Source organism: Pseudomonas sp. GW823-FHT03E05, assembly GCF_058796855.1.
Genome location: NZ_JBXAJB010000005.1, coordinates 90512 through 105408, shown reverse-complemented (window position 1 = coordinate 105408; position 14897 = coordinate 90512). Strand labels below are relative to the sequence as shown.

Sequence of the window (14897 nt, the reverse complement as noted above, 5' to 3'; positions counted from 1 at the left end):
TGCGGACCTCGTCGCGAGCAAGCTCGCTCCTACGGGGAAGGCGTCAGGTTCGGATCAGTTGCTCTTGACCGCGTAGTCCGGCTTCTTGTCGTTGCCCGGGATGAACGGGCTCCAGGGCTGGGCACGGATCGGGCCTTCGGTCTGCCAGACCACGTTGAACTGACCGTCGGGCTGGATCTCGCCGATCATCACCGGCTTGTGCAGATGGTGATTGGTCTTGTCCATGGTCAGGGTGTAGCCCGAAGGGGCGGCGAAGGTCTGCCCGGCCAGGGCCTCGCGAACCTTGTCGACATCGGTGGACTTGGCTTTCTCCACCGCCTGGGCCCACATGTGGATGCCGACGTAGGTGGCTTCCATCGGGTCGTTGGTCACCGCCTTGTCCGCGCCCGGCAGGTTCTTGGCCTTGGCGTAGGCCTTCCAGGCGGCGACGAACTTCTGGTTCACCGGGTTATCCACCGACTCGAAGTAGTTCCAGGCCGCGAGGTTGCCCACCAGGGGCTTGGTGTCGATGCCGCGCAGTTCTTCCTCGCCCACCGAGAAGGCCACCACCGGCACGTCGGTGGCTTTCAGGCCCTGGTTGGCCAGTTCCTTGTAGAAGGGCACGTTGGAGTCACCGTTGACCGTGGAGATCACCGCAGTCTTGCCACCGGCGGAGAACTTCTTGATGTTGGCGACGATGGTTTGATAGTCGCTGTGGCCGAACGGGGTGTAGACCTCTTCGATGTCCTTGTCGGCCACGCCCTTGGAGTGCAGGAACGAACGCAGGATCTTGTTGGTGGTGCGCGGGTAGACGTAGTCGGTGCCCAGGAGGAAGAAGCGCTTGGCGCTGCCGCCGTCCTCGCTCATCAGGTATTCCACCGCCGGGATCGCCTGCTGGTTCGGTGCGGCGCCGGTGTAGAAGACGTTGGGCGACATCTCTTCGCCTTCGTACTGCACCGGGTAGAACAGCAGGCCGTTGAGCTCCTCGAACACCGGCAGCACCGACTTGCGCGACACCGAGGTCCAGCAGCCGAATACCACCGCCACCTTGTCCTGGGTCAGCAACTGGCGGCCCTTCTCGGCGAACAGCGGCCAGTTCGAGGCCGGGTCCACCACCACCGGCTCCAGCAGCTTGCCGTTGACCCCGCCCTTGGCGTTGATTTCGTCGATGGTCATCAGCGCCATGTCCTTGAGGGACGTTTCGGAGATCGCCATGGTGCCCGACAGCGAGTGCAGGATCCCCACCTTGATGGTTTCGGCGGCCTGGACGGTCCAGGTCATGCCCATCGCGGCAATGCTTGCCGTGAGAGTGAAAGCCTTGAGCAAACTACGACGCTTCATTGTGCGATCTCCATGAACTCTTGATTTTTCAGGTGGTAGATGCGGACTGCTGAAGGGCTGTTTTGCAAGGGGTGTGCCGAGTCGGCGCAAGGCATGAAAACGTCGCTTTAACGGCGCGGGCGGGGGAGGTGATGCCCCAAGACGAGGCTTGGGCAAGGGGCTGGTGCGTCGGGGTGCGTCATTGTGGTGCTGCCGCTGGGCGGCAGCCGTGGCCTGGGGGTGGCTTCAGTTCACGCCCGGGAAGGAATCGACATATTTGATGGTGAAGTCGGGAAAGGAGTCGACGATCTGGATCTTGTAGTCGGGAAAACTGTTGACGATCTTCCACTTGCCCGGCGCGTCGGCAAAGGAGTTGACCTGCTTCACCTTCAGGTCGGGAAAGGAGTTCACCACCTTGACCTTGTAATCGGGGAAGCTGTTGACGATCTGGATGTTGCCGTAGATTTTCGAGACGTCGACAGAGGTGTCGGCCACGGCGCCAAGGGAGGTGCCGAGCAGCAAGGTCAGGAGCGCGGTTCTGAACATGAGACTCATCCTGAGAGATCCAAGCGCGCGATCTTAAAGCAAGGGCGACGATTGTAGGAGCAGGCTGGCCAGCGAAGAGGCCCTCGAACCAGGCACAAGGCCTACGGGCGCCTTCGCAGGCAAGCCGGCTCCTACAGAGGCGGGCACAGTCAGCGGCGGCGCATCAGGCCGATGAAGAACACCCCGCCGATGGCCGCGGTGGCCACGCCGATGGGCAGGTCCTCGGGGGCGATCAGGGTGCGCGCAGCCACATCCACCCAGACCAGGAACACGCTGCCCAGCAGTACGCACACCGGCAGCAGCCGGCGGTGTTCGGCGCCCACCAGGCGCCGGGCAATGTGCGGCACCATCAGCCCGACAAAACCGATGGAGCCGCTGATGGACACCAGCACTCCGGTCATCAGCGAGGCAATCAGGAACACCTTCAGGCGCACATTGCGCGCGTTCAGCCCCAGGGTCACGGCGGTCTGCTCGCCGGCCATCAGGGCGTTCAGCGGGCGCGCCATGCCCAGCAGCAACACCAGCCCCAGCAGCACGCTGACGGCGGGGATCGCCAGCAGTTCCCAGCGCGCCAGGCCCAGGCCGCCGAGCATCCAGAACATCACTGCGGAGCTGGCGCGGTGGTCGCCCATGAACAGCAGCAGGTTGGCCGCGGCCATCATCACGAACGACACCGCCACCCCGCACAGCAACAGCCGGTCGCTGTCGAGGCGGCCGTTGCGGGCGGCGATCCCCAGCACCAGCGCCATGCTCAGCAGGGCGCCGACAAAGGCCGCCAGGGGTAGGGTCAAAAGCCCAATGACCTGGCCCAGGTGCAGCACCACGATCACCGCGCCGAGGGTGGCGCCGGAGGTCACCCCCAGCAGGTGCGGGTCGGCCAGCGGGTTGCGGGTCACCGCCTGCAGCACCGCGCCGATCAGTGCCAGCCCGGCACCCACCAGGGCCCCCAGGAGCATGCGCGGCACGCGGATCAGCCAGACGATGTGCTCCTGGCCCGGGCTCCAGTCCACAACGCCCAGGCCCAGGGCCTTGTGCAACAGAATGCGTCCCACCACCTCCACCGGCACCCGCGCCGGGCCAAAGCCCAGGGACACCACGCAGGACGCCAGCAGCAGGGCGCCCAGGGCCATCAACAGTGCGGCATAGCGGGGACTGGTCATTCGCCGTGGAAACCCTTGGCCAGGGTTTCCACCGCCAGCACGTTGTCGATGCCCGGCGTGGCCTGCACATAGGGGATGACGATGAAGCGCTGGTTCTTGATCGCATCGACTCCTTGCAGGGCCTTGTTGTTCAGCAGGAACTGCTGCTTCTGCTCGGCGCTGACTTCGCTGTAGTCGACGATCACGATCACCTGCGGGTTGCGCTCGACCACGGTTTCCCAGTTGACCCGGGTCCAGCTGGCGTCGACGTCATCGAGGATATTGCGCCCGCCGGCCGCGTCGATCAGGGCCTGGGGCATGCCCAGGCGGCCCGAGGTCATGGCCCGGTCTTCGCCGCTGTCATAGAGGAATACCCGCGGCTTGTCCCTGGGCAGGTCCTTCTGTACCTGGGCCACCTGCTCCTGCATCTGCGCGATCAGGGCGTTGGCGCGATCCTGCACGTCGAAGATCCGCCCGAGGTTACGCAGGTCGGTGTAGGTGTCCTCGAGGCTGGCGGCCGGGCGCTTCATCACGAAGGCGCAGGACTCGGTCAGCTCGTAGACGTTGATCCCCAGCGGCGCCAGGGTCTGGGGCGTGAGGTCGCCGCCCACGCGCATGCCGTAGTCCCAGCCGGCGAAAAAGAAGTCGACGTTGGCATTGAGCAGGGTTTCCACCGACGGGTACTTGGCCGCCAGTTCCGGCAGGCCGTCGAGCAGGGCGCTCATCTGCGGGGTCACGGCCTTCCAGCCGCTGATCCCGCTGTAGCCCACCATGCGTGGCTTGAGCCCCAGGGCGAGCATCATCTGGGTCATGTTGATGTCATGGCTGAGGGCGTGTTTCGGCGCTTGCTTGAAGGTCACTTCGCGGTTGCAGCTGGTGATGGTCAGCGGGTAATGGGTGGCCTCGGCGAAGGCCTGGGCGGCCCCCAGAGACAGGGCCAGGAGCAGGCTGGAGCGAAGCAGGGAGCGCAAGGTCATGGTTGGGTGATCCAGGTGATTCGTGGGTAGCCGGACAGGGGATGGGCGTCGATCAGCGCCTCGACGCCGAAGACGTTGCGCAGCAACTCGACGGTGAGCACCTCGCCCGGCGTGCCGCTGGCGACGATGCGCCCATGGTCGAGGACATACAGGCGGTCGCAGAAGGCCGCGGCCAGGTTCAGGTCGTGGATGCTCGCCAGGGTACCGATGCCCAGGCGCTTGACCCGCTGCAGCAACTCCAGCTGGTAGCGCGGGTCGAGGTGGTTGGTGGGCTCGTCGAGGATCAGCAACTGGGGTTGCTGGGCCAGGGCGCGGGCCAGGATCACCCGCTGTTTCTCACCGCCGGACAGGGTGGCGAAGGCGTGGTCCTCGAAGCCCAGCAGGCCCACCGATTCCAGGGCCTCGCGGGCGATGCACCGGTCGTCCTGGGTGTCGCCGTCGAACAGGCCCTTGTGCGGGGTGCGGCCCATGGCGACCACCTCTTCCACAGTCAGGCCGAAGGCGTCGGGAAACTCCTGGAGGACCACGGCGATGCGTTGCGCGCACCAGCGCGGCGACTGCTTCCACACATTCTGATGCTCAAGCTGCACCTCGCCCTGCTGCGGCTTGCTGAAGCGATAGGCGCAGCGCAACAGGCTGGTCTTGCCGCTGCCGTTGGGCCCGATCAGGCCGACGAACTCGCCGGCCGCCACCTGCAGGCTGGCCTCACGCAGTTGGAACTGGTGGTGGCAGTGGCCCTGGCCCAAGGGTGTCCAGGCCAGGTTGGTGAGGTTCAGCGAGGTCATGCCGTATCCGTGTGGTCCCCGCGCGGTGGCCGCAGGTGAGGTTAAAAGGTGTAGTCAGCGGTGACGAAGAACGAGCGCGGCTCGCCGAGTATCCATTGCTGGCCGTCATTGTATTGGCTTTGCGCGTACTGGCGGTCAAACAGGTTGTTCAATTGCAGGCCCAGGGTGGTGCTGGGCAGGGCTTTCCACGACAGCGCGGCATCCACCACGGTGTAGCTGGGCAACTGATTCCGGTTGGCCATGTCGGCGTAGCGTGCGTCTACGTAGCGCACTCCGGCGCCGGCCCGCAGGTCATCGTCGAGGGCCTTGCTCAGCCACAGGTTGGCGGTGCGCCGGGGCACGTCCACCGGGCGCTTGCCGTCGCGGGAGACCTGCACGCCGTCGACGTCCTGCTGGAAGTCGTCGTACCGGGCGCGAACGATGGCGGCGTTGGCCTGCAGTTGCCAGGCGCGGGGCAGTTGCAGGTCCAGGCTGGCTTCCAGGCCGTTGGAGGATTGCTGGCCCACCTGCTGTTTCAGGTCCGGGTCGCCCGGTACATCGGTCAGCAGCTTCTTCTTGACGATGTGGTAGGCCGCCAGGGTCCATTCGCCGCGCTGGTCCCAGAACATCTGCTTGAGGCCGATCTCGGTCTGCCTGGCGCTGGAGAGGTCGAATTGCTGCTGGCTCTTGCTCAGGGAAATCAGCCCGCCGACACCGTCGGTGCTGGTGGAGTACTGGCCATAGAGGGAGGTGTCCGGGGTCACCGCAAACACCAGCCCGGCCTTCCAGTTGTTACCGGTCAGGGTCTTGTCGCTTCGGCTGTCGTCCTTCAAGTCATCGCGATCAATATGCACGTAGTCGCGGCGCACACCGCTCACCAGGGACCAGCGCTCGCTGAGCTGCAGGCGGTTTTCGGCGAACACCGACATCTGCTTGGTGGTGGTCTTGAATTGATCGCGGTAAGGGCTGTCGCTGGCGAAGTCGCCCTGGGCCGGGTGATAGAGGTCGATCGGCTGCCCGTCGGCAAAGGTGTCCTTGAAGGGCGAGTTGCTCTTGAGGTGGAAGCGGATGCGGTTGTAGTCGACCCCGGTCAGGGTCTGGCTGTCGAGGCCCAGCAGCGAGTGCTTGAAGGTGAAGGTCTGGCGGTCGCCGACCTGTTCCTGCTGGTGACCGATGCCGAAGTTGCCGCTGCGGGTCAGTTGCCGGCCCAGGCTGTTGAAGTTGTAGTTCTCGGCGTTCTGCCAGCGGCGCTGGGCCTTGAGGTAGTACAGCTCGTTGCTGGCGCTGAGGTTGTCGGAAATCTGCCATTGGCTGGTCAGGCGGGTCCACTGGTCGTTGTAGTGCTGCTTGTCATTGCGCACGTTGTAGTTCTTGTCCCGCAGGCTCTTGTGCAAACGCCCGTCGATCAGCGGCGTGCCGAAGTAGTTCATCGGGTTCTGGTCGCCGTAGTCGTGGGCCAGGGTGAAGGCCAGGTCGTCACGGGCCTGCCAGCGCAGGGCAGCGCTGACGAAGTCGCCGGAGGAATTGCCCCGGTCGATCCAGCCGTTGCTGCGCTCGCGGTTGAGGTTGAGCCGGTAGCTCAGGGTGTCGCTCAGGGAGCCGCCGCTGTCCAGGGCCTGCTGCTGGCGATCGAAGGAGCCGTAGCCCAGGCGCAGGTGGTTTTCGATTTCGCCGCTGAACGGCTTTTTCGCAACGGTGTTGATCACCGCACCGGTGGCGCCTTCGCCGTACAGCACCGAGGCCGGGCCGCGCAGCACGTCGACCCGCTCCACCGCCCAGGTGTCCACCGGGAAGGTCACGGTGCCCATGCCGGTGTACATGCGGTTGCCGTCATACAGCTGCATCACCGAGCTCTGCCCGGTAAAGCCCCGTGCCGACAGCGAGGTGCCGCCGTCGCCCGGGGTGCCGGTGCGGCTGATGCCGGCGCTGCGCGATACCGCGTCCTGGATGCTCCGATCGCCCCGGGCGCGGATTCGATCGCCGCTCAGGCTGTCGGTGCTGGCCGGGGTTTCCAGGGCGCTCAGGCCCAGGCGCGAACCGGCGCTGGTGGGGGTGGCCAGGCGGATGCTGTCGTCGGCTTCGCTGGCAGCGGCGGAGATGGTGCCGGTGGGCAGGGTCAGGGCGGAGCCGTCGGCCTGGGCCGGGGAAGTCAGGGCCATCAGGCAGAGGCTGGGCAGCAGGTACTTGTTCATCGGGACGGTGAATCACTTCTTCCAGAGGGTTGCCCGCAGCGGATGAGGCTGCGGGCGGGGATCTTACACCAAGCGTTATAAAGTAACATTATAACTGTGCGCGACTGAAGCGCGCGGAGTGTACAGAGCCCTCTGGAATGCGCATCTCGGCTGATTCATGTTGAAGATGAGGCTGATTCAGGATCACGGTTCCAGCGCGATAGCAGCAGGCGGTCCAGCAGCCAGACCACGACCAGCGAAGCCCCCACCAGCGGGAAGGCCAGGGCCAGCAGGCCGATGACCAGCATTGCGGTCTTCCAGCGTGGCAGGTCGTGGCGCAGTGGTGGTACACCGAGCCGGCCCTGGGGCCGTCGTTGCCACCACATGATGAGACCACTCACGGCGCCGAGCAGGATCATCAGGCACACCACCAGCACCAGGATCTGGTTGAAGCGCCCGAACATCTTGCCTTCGTGCAGCATCACTCCCAGCTCGGTGGCCCGGGCCACGTTGCTGTAGTCCTTCCAGCGCACATCGGCGAGCACCTGGCCGCTGTACTGGTCGACGTGCAGGGTGGCGTCGTGGCGCGGGTCGTCGGCGAATACGGCGATGGTGAATACCCCTGTCGCCGTGCTCGGCAGGGTGATGCTGTAGCCCGCTTCGACCTGGCGCTGACGGGCGATGTCCTGCACCGCCTGCAGGCTGATGGCGGGGGCGGCCGCAGCGGTATTGCCGGCGTTGTGGGCCATGTGCTCGGCGTGGTCGCCGGACATCGGCATGGGGGTGTTTTCCAGGGCCCAGGGCACGGTCTGGCGGCTGGCGCTGTTGAGCTCTCCGGCCTGCTGGTCGGAGGTCGGCACGTCGTTCCACATGGCCGCCGGAAAGCGGTTCCACAGGTCGGCGTACTGCTTGCCCCAGAAGCCGGTCCAGGTCATGCCGCTGAGCAGCATCAGCAGCAGGAAGGCCGAGCCCCAGAAACCCAGCACACCGTGCAGGTCACGCCAGAACAGGCGGCCGCAGGCACTCCAGCGTGGCCAGAGTACCCCGGCCGAAGACTTGCCCCGCGGCCACCACAGGTACAGGCCCGAGACCACCAGGACAATGCCCCAGCTCGCGGCCAGTTCCACCAGCCGGTCACCCGGGGTGCCGATCATCAGCTCGCCATGAATGGCCCGGGCCATGGCCTGCAGGTTGCCCTTGGCATCCTGCTCGCCGAGCACGTCGCCGTGGTAGGGGTCGATGAATACATTGAGTTCCTGGCCTTTGTGCTGCACCACGAACTGCGCGCTGCGCTCGGCATCCACAGGGGGCAGGTACTGCTTGATATGGCCCTGGGGGTAGGCGGCCTGAACCCGTTGCAACAGCTCATCGGCGCTGAGGCTGTGGTGGGCGGCAGGCACCTTGAGCAGGCTGGGGTACATCAGCGGGTCCAGCTGCGGTTTGAACAGGTAGACGATGCCGGTCAGGGCCAGCATCACCATGAAGGGGGCGACGAACAGCCCGGCGTAGAAATGCCAGCGCCAGGCCAGGTTGTAGAAAGACACTTTGGGTCGGTTCATCGGGGAAGGCTCCGCAGGGCTGTGGATCTTTTCTTATGGGGGCTGTTCGCCGGCAAGCCGGCTCCTGCGACAAGGAGACGGCGTGCCGGCGAAGGGGCATCAGAAACTCAGGTCAACCTTGGTCCAGAGCGTGCGCCCCGGTTCCTTGATGGCTTGCGGGTCCGTCGCCGGATAGCCGAAGCCGGCATTGCCCGCCAGGTTCAGGTGCTCGGCGTAGGCCTTGCCGAACAGGTTGTCGACCCCGGTGCTGAGCTTGAGGTTCTTGGTCACCCGGTAGGCGCCGTTGAGGGAGAACACGCCGAAGCCGCCGCTCTTGCCGAAGTCCTTGCCGACCACGTTGCCCTTGTTCAGGTCCACCCGGTTTTGCGCTGCGACCACGCGCCACAAGGCCCCGGCGCTCCAGTCGTCCTCGCTGTAGGTCAGGCCCAGGCGCGCGTCCAGCGGCGGCATCTGTGGCAGGGCCTTGCCGTCGCTGCTGTTCTTGCCCCAGGCGTAGGCCAGGGTCGCGTCGGCTTTCCAGTTGGAGGTCAGCTTGTAGGCCGCGCCCAGTTCGCCGCCCATGATCCGGGCGTCGATGTTCTCGGCCCGAGAGGTGCTCATGCCCATCATTTTCGAGTTGTAGTCGAAGAGGATGTAGTCGCGCACCTGGCCGATGTAGCCCGAGGCCCAGGCTTCCAGGTCTTCACCCTGGTATTGCAGGCCGAAGTCGAGCTGGGTGGTCTTTTCCGGCTTGATCGAATCGAAGGCGTTCACCGAGCCGGCCGGGCCCATTTTCGGCGAGAACAGCTCCCAGTAGTCGGGGAAGCGCTGGGTGTGGCCAAGGCCGACATAGAGCGTGGTCGGGCTGTCGGCCAGGTCATGCTCGTAGCGCACGAAGCCGCTGGGCAGGGTATCGGCCCGGGTGTCGCCGGCGGTGGGGTTGGGGCGGGTCATCATTCCCGAGCCGATGCTTTGCCGGTAGTCCTTGGCCGAGGCGCGGTCCAGGCGCGCGCCGGTGATCATGCGGTCACGCTCGGCGGCGTACCAGGTCAGCTCGCCGAAGGCTCCGTAGTTGTGGAAGTCGGCGTCCTTGGTGCGAGGCAGCTCCTTGTAGGTGTCGACGCCGCTGCTGGCGCGGTTGCGGTGTTCGTTGGTCTGGGCGTCCAGGCCGCCGATCAGTTGCAGGTCGGCCCAGCGCCAGGTGGCCTTGATCCGCGCCCCGAGGGTGCGACGGTCGACGTTGGAGGCCATGGGGCCGGCCATCATTCCGGTGCCGGATGGGGTGCGCAGGCTGTAGTTGTCCATCACGTGGTCGGCGTAGTTGTAGTAGACCTGGGCCTCGACCTTGTCCAGCACCTCGCCAAGGTTGGACTTCTCGAAACGCAGGCCCAGGCTTTCGCGCTTGAACTGCGAGCCGTCCATGCCGCGCCCGGCGTAGCGGGCTTCGCCATCGCCCTTGCCGGCGGTGAGTTCCAGCAGGGTGTCGGCGTCCGGGGTCCAGCCCAGGGCCACGTCACCGTTCCACTTGTCGTAGCGCGAGGCCACGGTGTCATTGTTGCCGTCGCGGTAGTCGTCGGCGTGGGCGGTGTTGCCGATCACCCGCACATAACCCAGGGGGCCACCGGCAGCGGCATCCAGGGTCTTGTCGAAGCGCCCGTTGGAGCCGGCCAGCAGGCTGGCATTGACCCGGGTGCCGAGTTCGCCGAAATGTTCCGGTTCGCGCTCGAAAAGCACCGTGCCGGCCGAGGCGCCCGGGCCCCAGAGCACGGTCTGCGGGCCCTTGATCACGGTCAGCCGGTCGTAGGTTTCCGGAGAGATATAAGAGGTCGGCGCGTCCATGCGGCCCGGGCAGGCGCCGAGCATCATGCCGCCGTTGGTGAGGATGTTCAGCCGCGAGCCGAACATGCCTCGCAGCACCGGGTCGCCGTTGGTGCCGCCGTTGCGTACCAGGGCAAAGCCGGGAATGGTCTTGAGGTAGTCGCCGCCGTCACTGGCCGGCACCGGCTGGCGCGGGTCCTTGGGGTTGGTGACCACGGTCAGGGGCGAGCTGGGGGCGATGGCGGTGATCACCGTCGGGCTCAGTTCGGTGCTGTGCCGGGAGTGGTCCGTTGCGGCATCGTCGGCCAGCGCCAGGGGCGTCAGCAGAGCGCCGCAGAGGACCGCGAGGGCGCGGTTGAAGTGCTGGCGCGCAGGGTTCAGGGCGAAGGTCTTGAGTGGCTGGGCAACGCCCAGGCGAGAGTCGGCAGAAAACATAGATGTTCCATCGTTCGGTCTTGAATGACACGGCCGCGGGTACGCGTCTGTCGCGCTGACAGCCGGCCGTGTGAGATGAGCTGAAGACTCAGGCGAGGAACGGTGGGGCGCGGGTCAGGGCGCCGGGGAACACGGTCTGCCGGGCGTGGCCCAGGCGCGTGGCGGGGATCAGGAAATACGGTGTGGGCGGCGTGAACAGAGCGGCGAACGACAGCGCCGAAGGCAGTGCCGGGCAATTGAACAGCAGGCTGCAATAGCCGCATTTTTCCCAGAGCACATGCTCTTCGCCCTGGGATCTGCCCTTCTGTGCGTGGTGCGGGCTTTCACCGTGGCAGCCGGGCGCAGCGTCGCCCATGTCCATGGAAACGGACATGTTCATCGGCATCGCGTGATCCATCGGCATCGACTGGGAAATCAGCGGGCCGATAAAGATCATCAGCATGGCGAACAGGCTGATCCAGCTGCCGCGGCGGACTCCAGACGAGTCGCGGCGCGGCACGGACCGCCTGCGGCCAGGCGCGTGCGGGGCGTTCACGGTGAGGGCCGGTCAGTGCTTACTGGGCGTGCATATGCCCTTGCATGGCGTCCGGCGCCTGCTTCTGCACCGCCACTTCGACCGTGACGTCACCGGCTTTTTCAAAGTGCAGGGTCAGCGGGAAACGCTTGCCGTCGGTGAGCAGGCTGCGGTCCTTGAGCTCCAGCAACATCACGTGGTAGCCCATGGGGGCGAAGGTCGCCTCGCCACCTGCGGGCACCGCCACCTTGGCCACTTGTTGCATCTTCATCATGTCGCCTTGCTTGACGTGCTCGTGCAGCTCGGCCTTGCCGGCGATCGGCGACTCGACGCTGAGCAGGGTGTCGGCGCTCTTGCCCGGGTTGTGCACCACGAAGTACGCGGCCACGGTGGGCGCGTTCGGCGGCAGTTCCTGAGACCAGGGATGGGCGATCTGCAGGTCACCGGCCTTGTAGTCGTGGGCGGTGGCGAAACAGGCAGGCAGCAGCAGTGCGGCCAGCAGCAGGGATTGCTTGACCAGGGATGGTTTGGACATGTGAGTTCTCCAGAACGATTCAAAGACGCAGATCACTTGCGAAAGGGAATCATGCCAGAGGCGGGGCACCGGGGTTCAGGCTGGGCCATTGCTGGCGCAGGGTGAGCCGTTCTACCTGCGGTTGCGGTGCGCCCGGCTGGACTGCGAAGCGGGTGAAAGACAGCTGGGGAACGTGCCCGGGCAAGGCCACCAGCGGCGGCGAGCCGGAGCAGCACCAGCAGTGCTGCATGGTGGAATGGTCGTCGTTCTGCGGCGCTTGCTGGTCGAGCTTGCCCAGGGAAATGGCCACCAGCTTGGTGCCGGTGGAGGAGCAGAAGCTGCCCCACAGCAGTTGCTCGTCCAGCCCCGAATCGCTGCGCTGCATGGCCCCGGAAAGCGGCATGGCAAGCATGTTGAACAGCACTGCGAAGCAGGCGATCCAGGCAAATGCGAGCCGTTGTCGGGACATGGTGGGCGATCCGTCGGTTGAGCGATCAGGCGGGTATTTAGCCTGATCGCTGTGGATAAGTAAAAAAACACCGTGTGCGGTGTGGTGTCGCAGGAGCGGTTCAGGCGTTGCTGACGTTGATCTTCAACCCCAGGGCCTTCATCACCTTGATGATAGTCGCGAACTCCGGGTTGCCCTGGCTGCCGAGGGCCTTGTACAGGCTTTCGCGGCCCAGGCCGGTGTCACGGGCGACCTGGGTCATGCCGCGGGCACGGGCGATGTCGTTGAGTGCGGCGCGGATCAGCACGCCGTCGCCGGTGTCTTCCTCGAAGCAGGCGTCGAGGTAGGCGACCATGTCTTCAGGGGTCTTGAGGTACTCCGCCGCGTCGAAGCGGGTCACTGGGGTGCGCATTTTTCAGCCCTCGCTCTTGAGGTCGCAGGCCAGTTGCCTGGCCCGTTGGATATCGCGTTTCTGGGTGGCCTTGTCGCCGCCGATCAACAGCGGGTAGATCACTTTGCCGCGGCGCGAGAAGTACACCCGGTAACCCGGGCCGCGGTGGATGCGCATTTCGTGGACGCCTTCGCCCACAGGTTCGCAGTCGCCAAAACGGCCCAGCTGTGCGGCACGGATCCTGGCCAGTACACGGGTTTTCCCTTGCGGGTCCTTCAGGTTCAGCAGCCAGCGGCTGAACTCAGGAGTCTGCTCGAAAACGAACATGGAAAATGTATTCCTTGGGATACGTCGCGGCAACCCATTTGCCCGCGAAAAACCCAGTGAAGCGACAGGCGGTCCTGCCCGGCGCCGGCGTCACTGAGGCTGTTCAAGGAAGGCTAAAGCAAGGAGTTGGCGCGCGCTGCCAGGGGTTTCCCATGTTGCTGTGGGGCGCGATGGTTTTGTCTGTCAGGCTTTATCCGGCAAGCCCAGGGCCAGCAGCAACTGGGCCGTGCTGCTGAAATTGCGATCCGTTTCGGGCAGGTCCGGACGCTTGAGGACCAGCACCGGCAGCCCGCGCTCGCGGGCCACTTCCAGCTTGGGTTCGGTGGCGCTGCTGCCACTGTTCTTGCTGATCAGCACGTCGATCTGCCGGCGGGCGAACAACTGCCGCTCGTCTTCGATCAGGAACGGCCCGCGGGCACCTATGACTTCGCAGTGCTCGTTGCCCGGGCAGGCCTCCAGGGCGCGCAGGGTCCAGAATTGCCCGGGGGGAATTTCATCCAGGTGCTGCAAGGGCTCGCGGCCCAGGGTGAACAGTGGCCGCTTGAAGGGGCGCAGGGCCTCCACCAGTTGCGCCCAGCCGTCGATCTCGCGCCAGTCGTCACCCGGTTGCGGCTGCCAGGCCGGGCGCCGCAAGGCCCAGCAGGGCACGCCAGCGCTCTTCGCGGCGGCCACGGCATTGGCGCTGATCTGTGCTGCGTAGGGGTGGGTGGCATCCAGCAGCAGGCCGATCCGCTGCTCGCGGATAAAGCGCGCCAGGCCCTCGGCGCCGCCGTAGCCGCCGACCCGTACCTGGCACCGCAGGTCACCGGGCACCCGGCCGACCCCGGCCAGGCTGTAGATATGTTCCGGGCCCAGGGTGCGGGCTATGGCCAGGGCCTCGGTGACCCCGCCCAGCAGCAGGATACGGGTCATTGGAAACCTCCGGCGTGGCCGACGATGCCGCCCTGGCGGTCGATGGCAAAGACCTCTACCTGGACCTGGGGCGGCACCACGCTGCGGGCGAAATCCAGGGCGTGCCGGCATACCGCATCGCCCAGCGCGACTCCGGCGGCGCTGGCCATGGCCAGTGCCTGCTGGCTGGTATTGGCTTGGCGGATCGCCTGTTGCAGGGCCGGGTCGGCCCCCGCATCGGCGGCCCATTGCGCCAGTTGCGGCAGGTCGATACTGGAGTGGCGGCTGTGCAAGTCCATGTGCCCGGCGGCCAGCTTGCTGATCTTGCCGAAGCCGCCGCACAGGCTGAGTTTATCCACCGGTACTTTGCGCAAGTGCTTGAGCACCGCACCCACGAAGTCGCCCATTTCGATCAGGGCGATTTCCGGCAGCTCGTAGACCCGGCGCATGGTGTCTTCGCTGGCGTTGCCGGTGCAGGCGGCGATGTGCAGGTAGCCATTGGTTTTGGCCACGTCGATGCCTTGATGGATCGAAGCGATGTAGGCCGCGCAGGAGAAGGGCCGGACGATGCCGCTGGTGCCCAGGATCGACAGCCCGCCAAGAATCCCCAGGCGCGGGTTCATGGTTTTCAGGGCCAGTTCCGCTCCGCCCTCGACGTTCACCGTGACCTCGAAACCGCCGGGGTAGGCCCGTTCTTCGGCGAGCCGTTGCAGGTGCTCGCCGATCATCCGGCGCGGTACGGGATTGATCGCCGGCTCGCCCACCGCCAGCACCAGGCCGGGGCGGGTCACGGTGCCGACGCCCTGACCGGCGACGAAGCGAATGCCCGGTTCAGGGGTCAGGCGCACCCGGGAGTACAGCAGGGCGCCGTGGGTCACGTCCGGATCGTCGCCGGCGTCCTTGATAGTGCCGGCTTCGGCGCCGTCGGCGGTGTGGCGGCAGAATTCCAGGCGCATCTGCACCTGCTTGCCCTTGGGCAGGATGATCTGCACCGCGTCGGCATTGCTGCCCTCGAGCAGCAGGCGCGCGGCGGCCAGGCTGGTGGCGGTGGCGCAACTGCCGGTGGTCAGGCCGCTGCGCAGGGGCGCGGGCTGTTCCGCTGTTTCTTCACGCATGCCCCAGCCC

At 65.9% G+C, this 14897-nt stretch carries 15 protein-coding genes; all 15 read right to left on the bottom strand.

Going from position 1 to position 14897, the window contains the following annotated elements:
• Positions 1 to 54: 54 nt before the first annotated feature.
• Complete coding sequence (gene urtA, locus AC1RCO_RS20925) at positions 55 to 1320, bottom strand: urea ABC transporter substrate-binding protein (RefSeq protein WP_019094029.1); 1266 nt, start codon at positions 1318 to 1320, stop codon at positions 55 to 57.
• Between the two features lie 225 nt (positions 1321 to 1545).
• A complete protein-coding gene (locus AC1RCO_RS20920) occupies positions 1546 to 1845 on the bottom strand; it encodes a 7(1) septoil knot domain-containing protein (RefSeq protein ID WP_083541081.1) in 300 nt (99 codons plus the stop codon).
• Positions 1846 to 1994: 149 nt separating this feature from the next.
• Complete coding sequence (locus tag AC1RCO_RS20915; RefSeq protein WP_492618011.1) at positions 1995 to 3005, bottom strand: FecCD family ABC transporter permease; 1011 nt, start codon at positions 3003 to 3005, stop codon at positions 1995 to 1997.
• Positions 3002 to 3961: an ABC transporter substrate-binding protein gene (locus AC1RCO_RS20910; RefSeq protein ID WP_011059012.1), complete on the bottom strand. Its 960-nt coding sequence runs from the start codon at positions 3959 to 3961 to the stop codon at positions 3002 to 3004. The genes AC1RCO_RS20915 and AC1RCO_RS20910 overlap by 4 nt, the downstream gene beginning before the upstream one ends.
• A complete protein-coding gene (locus AC1RCO_RS20905; protein WP_492618010.1) occupies positions 3958 to 4746 on the bottom strand; it encodes an ABC transporter ATP-binding protein in 789 nt (262 codons plus the stop codon). Before AC1RCO_RS20905 ends, AC1RCO_RS20910 begins: the two co-directional genes overlap by 4 nt.
• A 41-nt stretch (positions 4747 to 4787) precedes the next feature.
• Positions 4788 to 6917, bottom strand: a complete 2130-nt coding sequence (locus AC1RCO_RS20900) for a TonB-dependent receptor (RefSeq protein ID WP_492618009.1) — start codon at positions 6915 to 6917, stop codon at positions 4788 to 4790.
• 155 nt (positions 6918 to 7072) lie between these two features.
• Complete coding sequence (locus AC1RCO_RS20895; protein WP_492618008.1) at positions 7073 to 8455, bottom strand: PepSY-associated TM helix domain-containing protein; 1383 nt, start codon at positions 8453 to 8455, stop codon at positions 7073 to 7075.
• Between the two features lie 99 nt (positions 8456 to 8554).
• Complete coding sequence (locus tag AC1RCO_RS20890) at positions 8555 to 10687, bottom strand: TonB-dependent copper receptor (protein ID WP_401261744.1); 2133 nt, start codon at positions 10685 to 10687, stop codon at positions 8555 to 8557.
• A gap of 88 nt (positions 10688 to 10775) precedes the next feature.
• Positions 10776 to 11186 carry a DUF2946 domain-containing protein gene (locus tag AC1RCO_RS20885; RefSeq protein WP_065364904.1) on the bottom strand — a complete coding sequence of 137 codons (411 nt, stop codon included), beginning with the start codon at positions 11184 to 11186 and terminating at the stop codon, positions 10776 to 10778.
• Between the two features lie 55 nt (positions 11187 to 11241).
• Entirely contained in the window at positions 11242 to 11736 is a 495-nt protein-coding gene (locus AC1RCO_RS20880; protein WP_401402510.1) for a copper chaperone PCu(A)C, read from the bottom strand.
• Positions 11737 to 11785: 49 nt separating this feature from the next.
• Positions 11786 to 12184: a DUF2946 domain-containing protein gene (locus AC1RCO_RS20875; protein ID WP_011059019.1), complete on the bottom strand. Its 399-nt coding sequence runs from the start codon at positions 12182 to 12184 to the stop codon at positions 11786 to 11788.
• A 100-nt stretch (positions 12185 to 12284) separates the two neighbouring features.
• Positions 12285 to 12575, bottom strand: coding sequence for an addiction module antidote protein (locus tag AC1RCO_RS20870; RefSeq protein WP_011059020.1), 291 nt, complete (start codon positions 12573 to 12575; stop codon positions 12285 to 12287).
• A 3-nt stretch (positions 12576 to 12578) separates the two neighbouring features.
• Positions 12579 to 12881, bottom strand: a complete 303-nt coding sequence (locus AC1RCO_RS20865) for a type II toxin-antitoxin system RelE/ParE family toxin (protein WP_492618007.1) — start codon at positions 12879 to 12881, stop codon at positions 12579 to 12581.
• A gap of 183 nt (positions 12882 to 13064) precedes the next feature.
• Positions 13065 to 13793, bottom strand: a complete 729-nt coding sequence (locus AC1RCO_RS20860; protein ID WP_011059022.1) for a cobalt-precorrin-6A reductase — start codon at positions 13791 to 13793, stop codon at positions 13065 to 13067.
• On the bottom strand, positions 13790 to 14887 hold the full coding sequence (locus AC1RCO_RS20855; protein ID WP_053156138.1) for a cobalt-precorrin-5B (C(1))-methyltransferase: 1098 nt from the start codon (positions 14885 to 14887) through the stop codon (positions 13790 to 13792). Before AC1RCO_RS20855 ends, AC1RCO_RS20860 begins: the two co-directional genes overlap by 4 nt.
• Between the last annotated feature and the right edge of the window lie 10 nt (positions 14888 to 14897).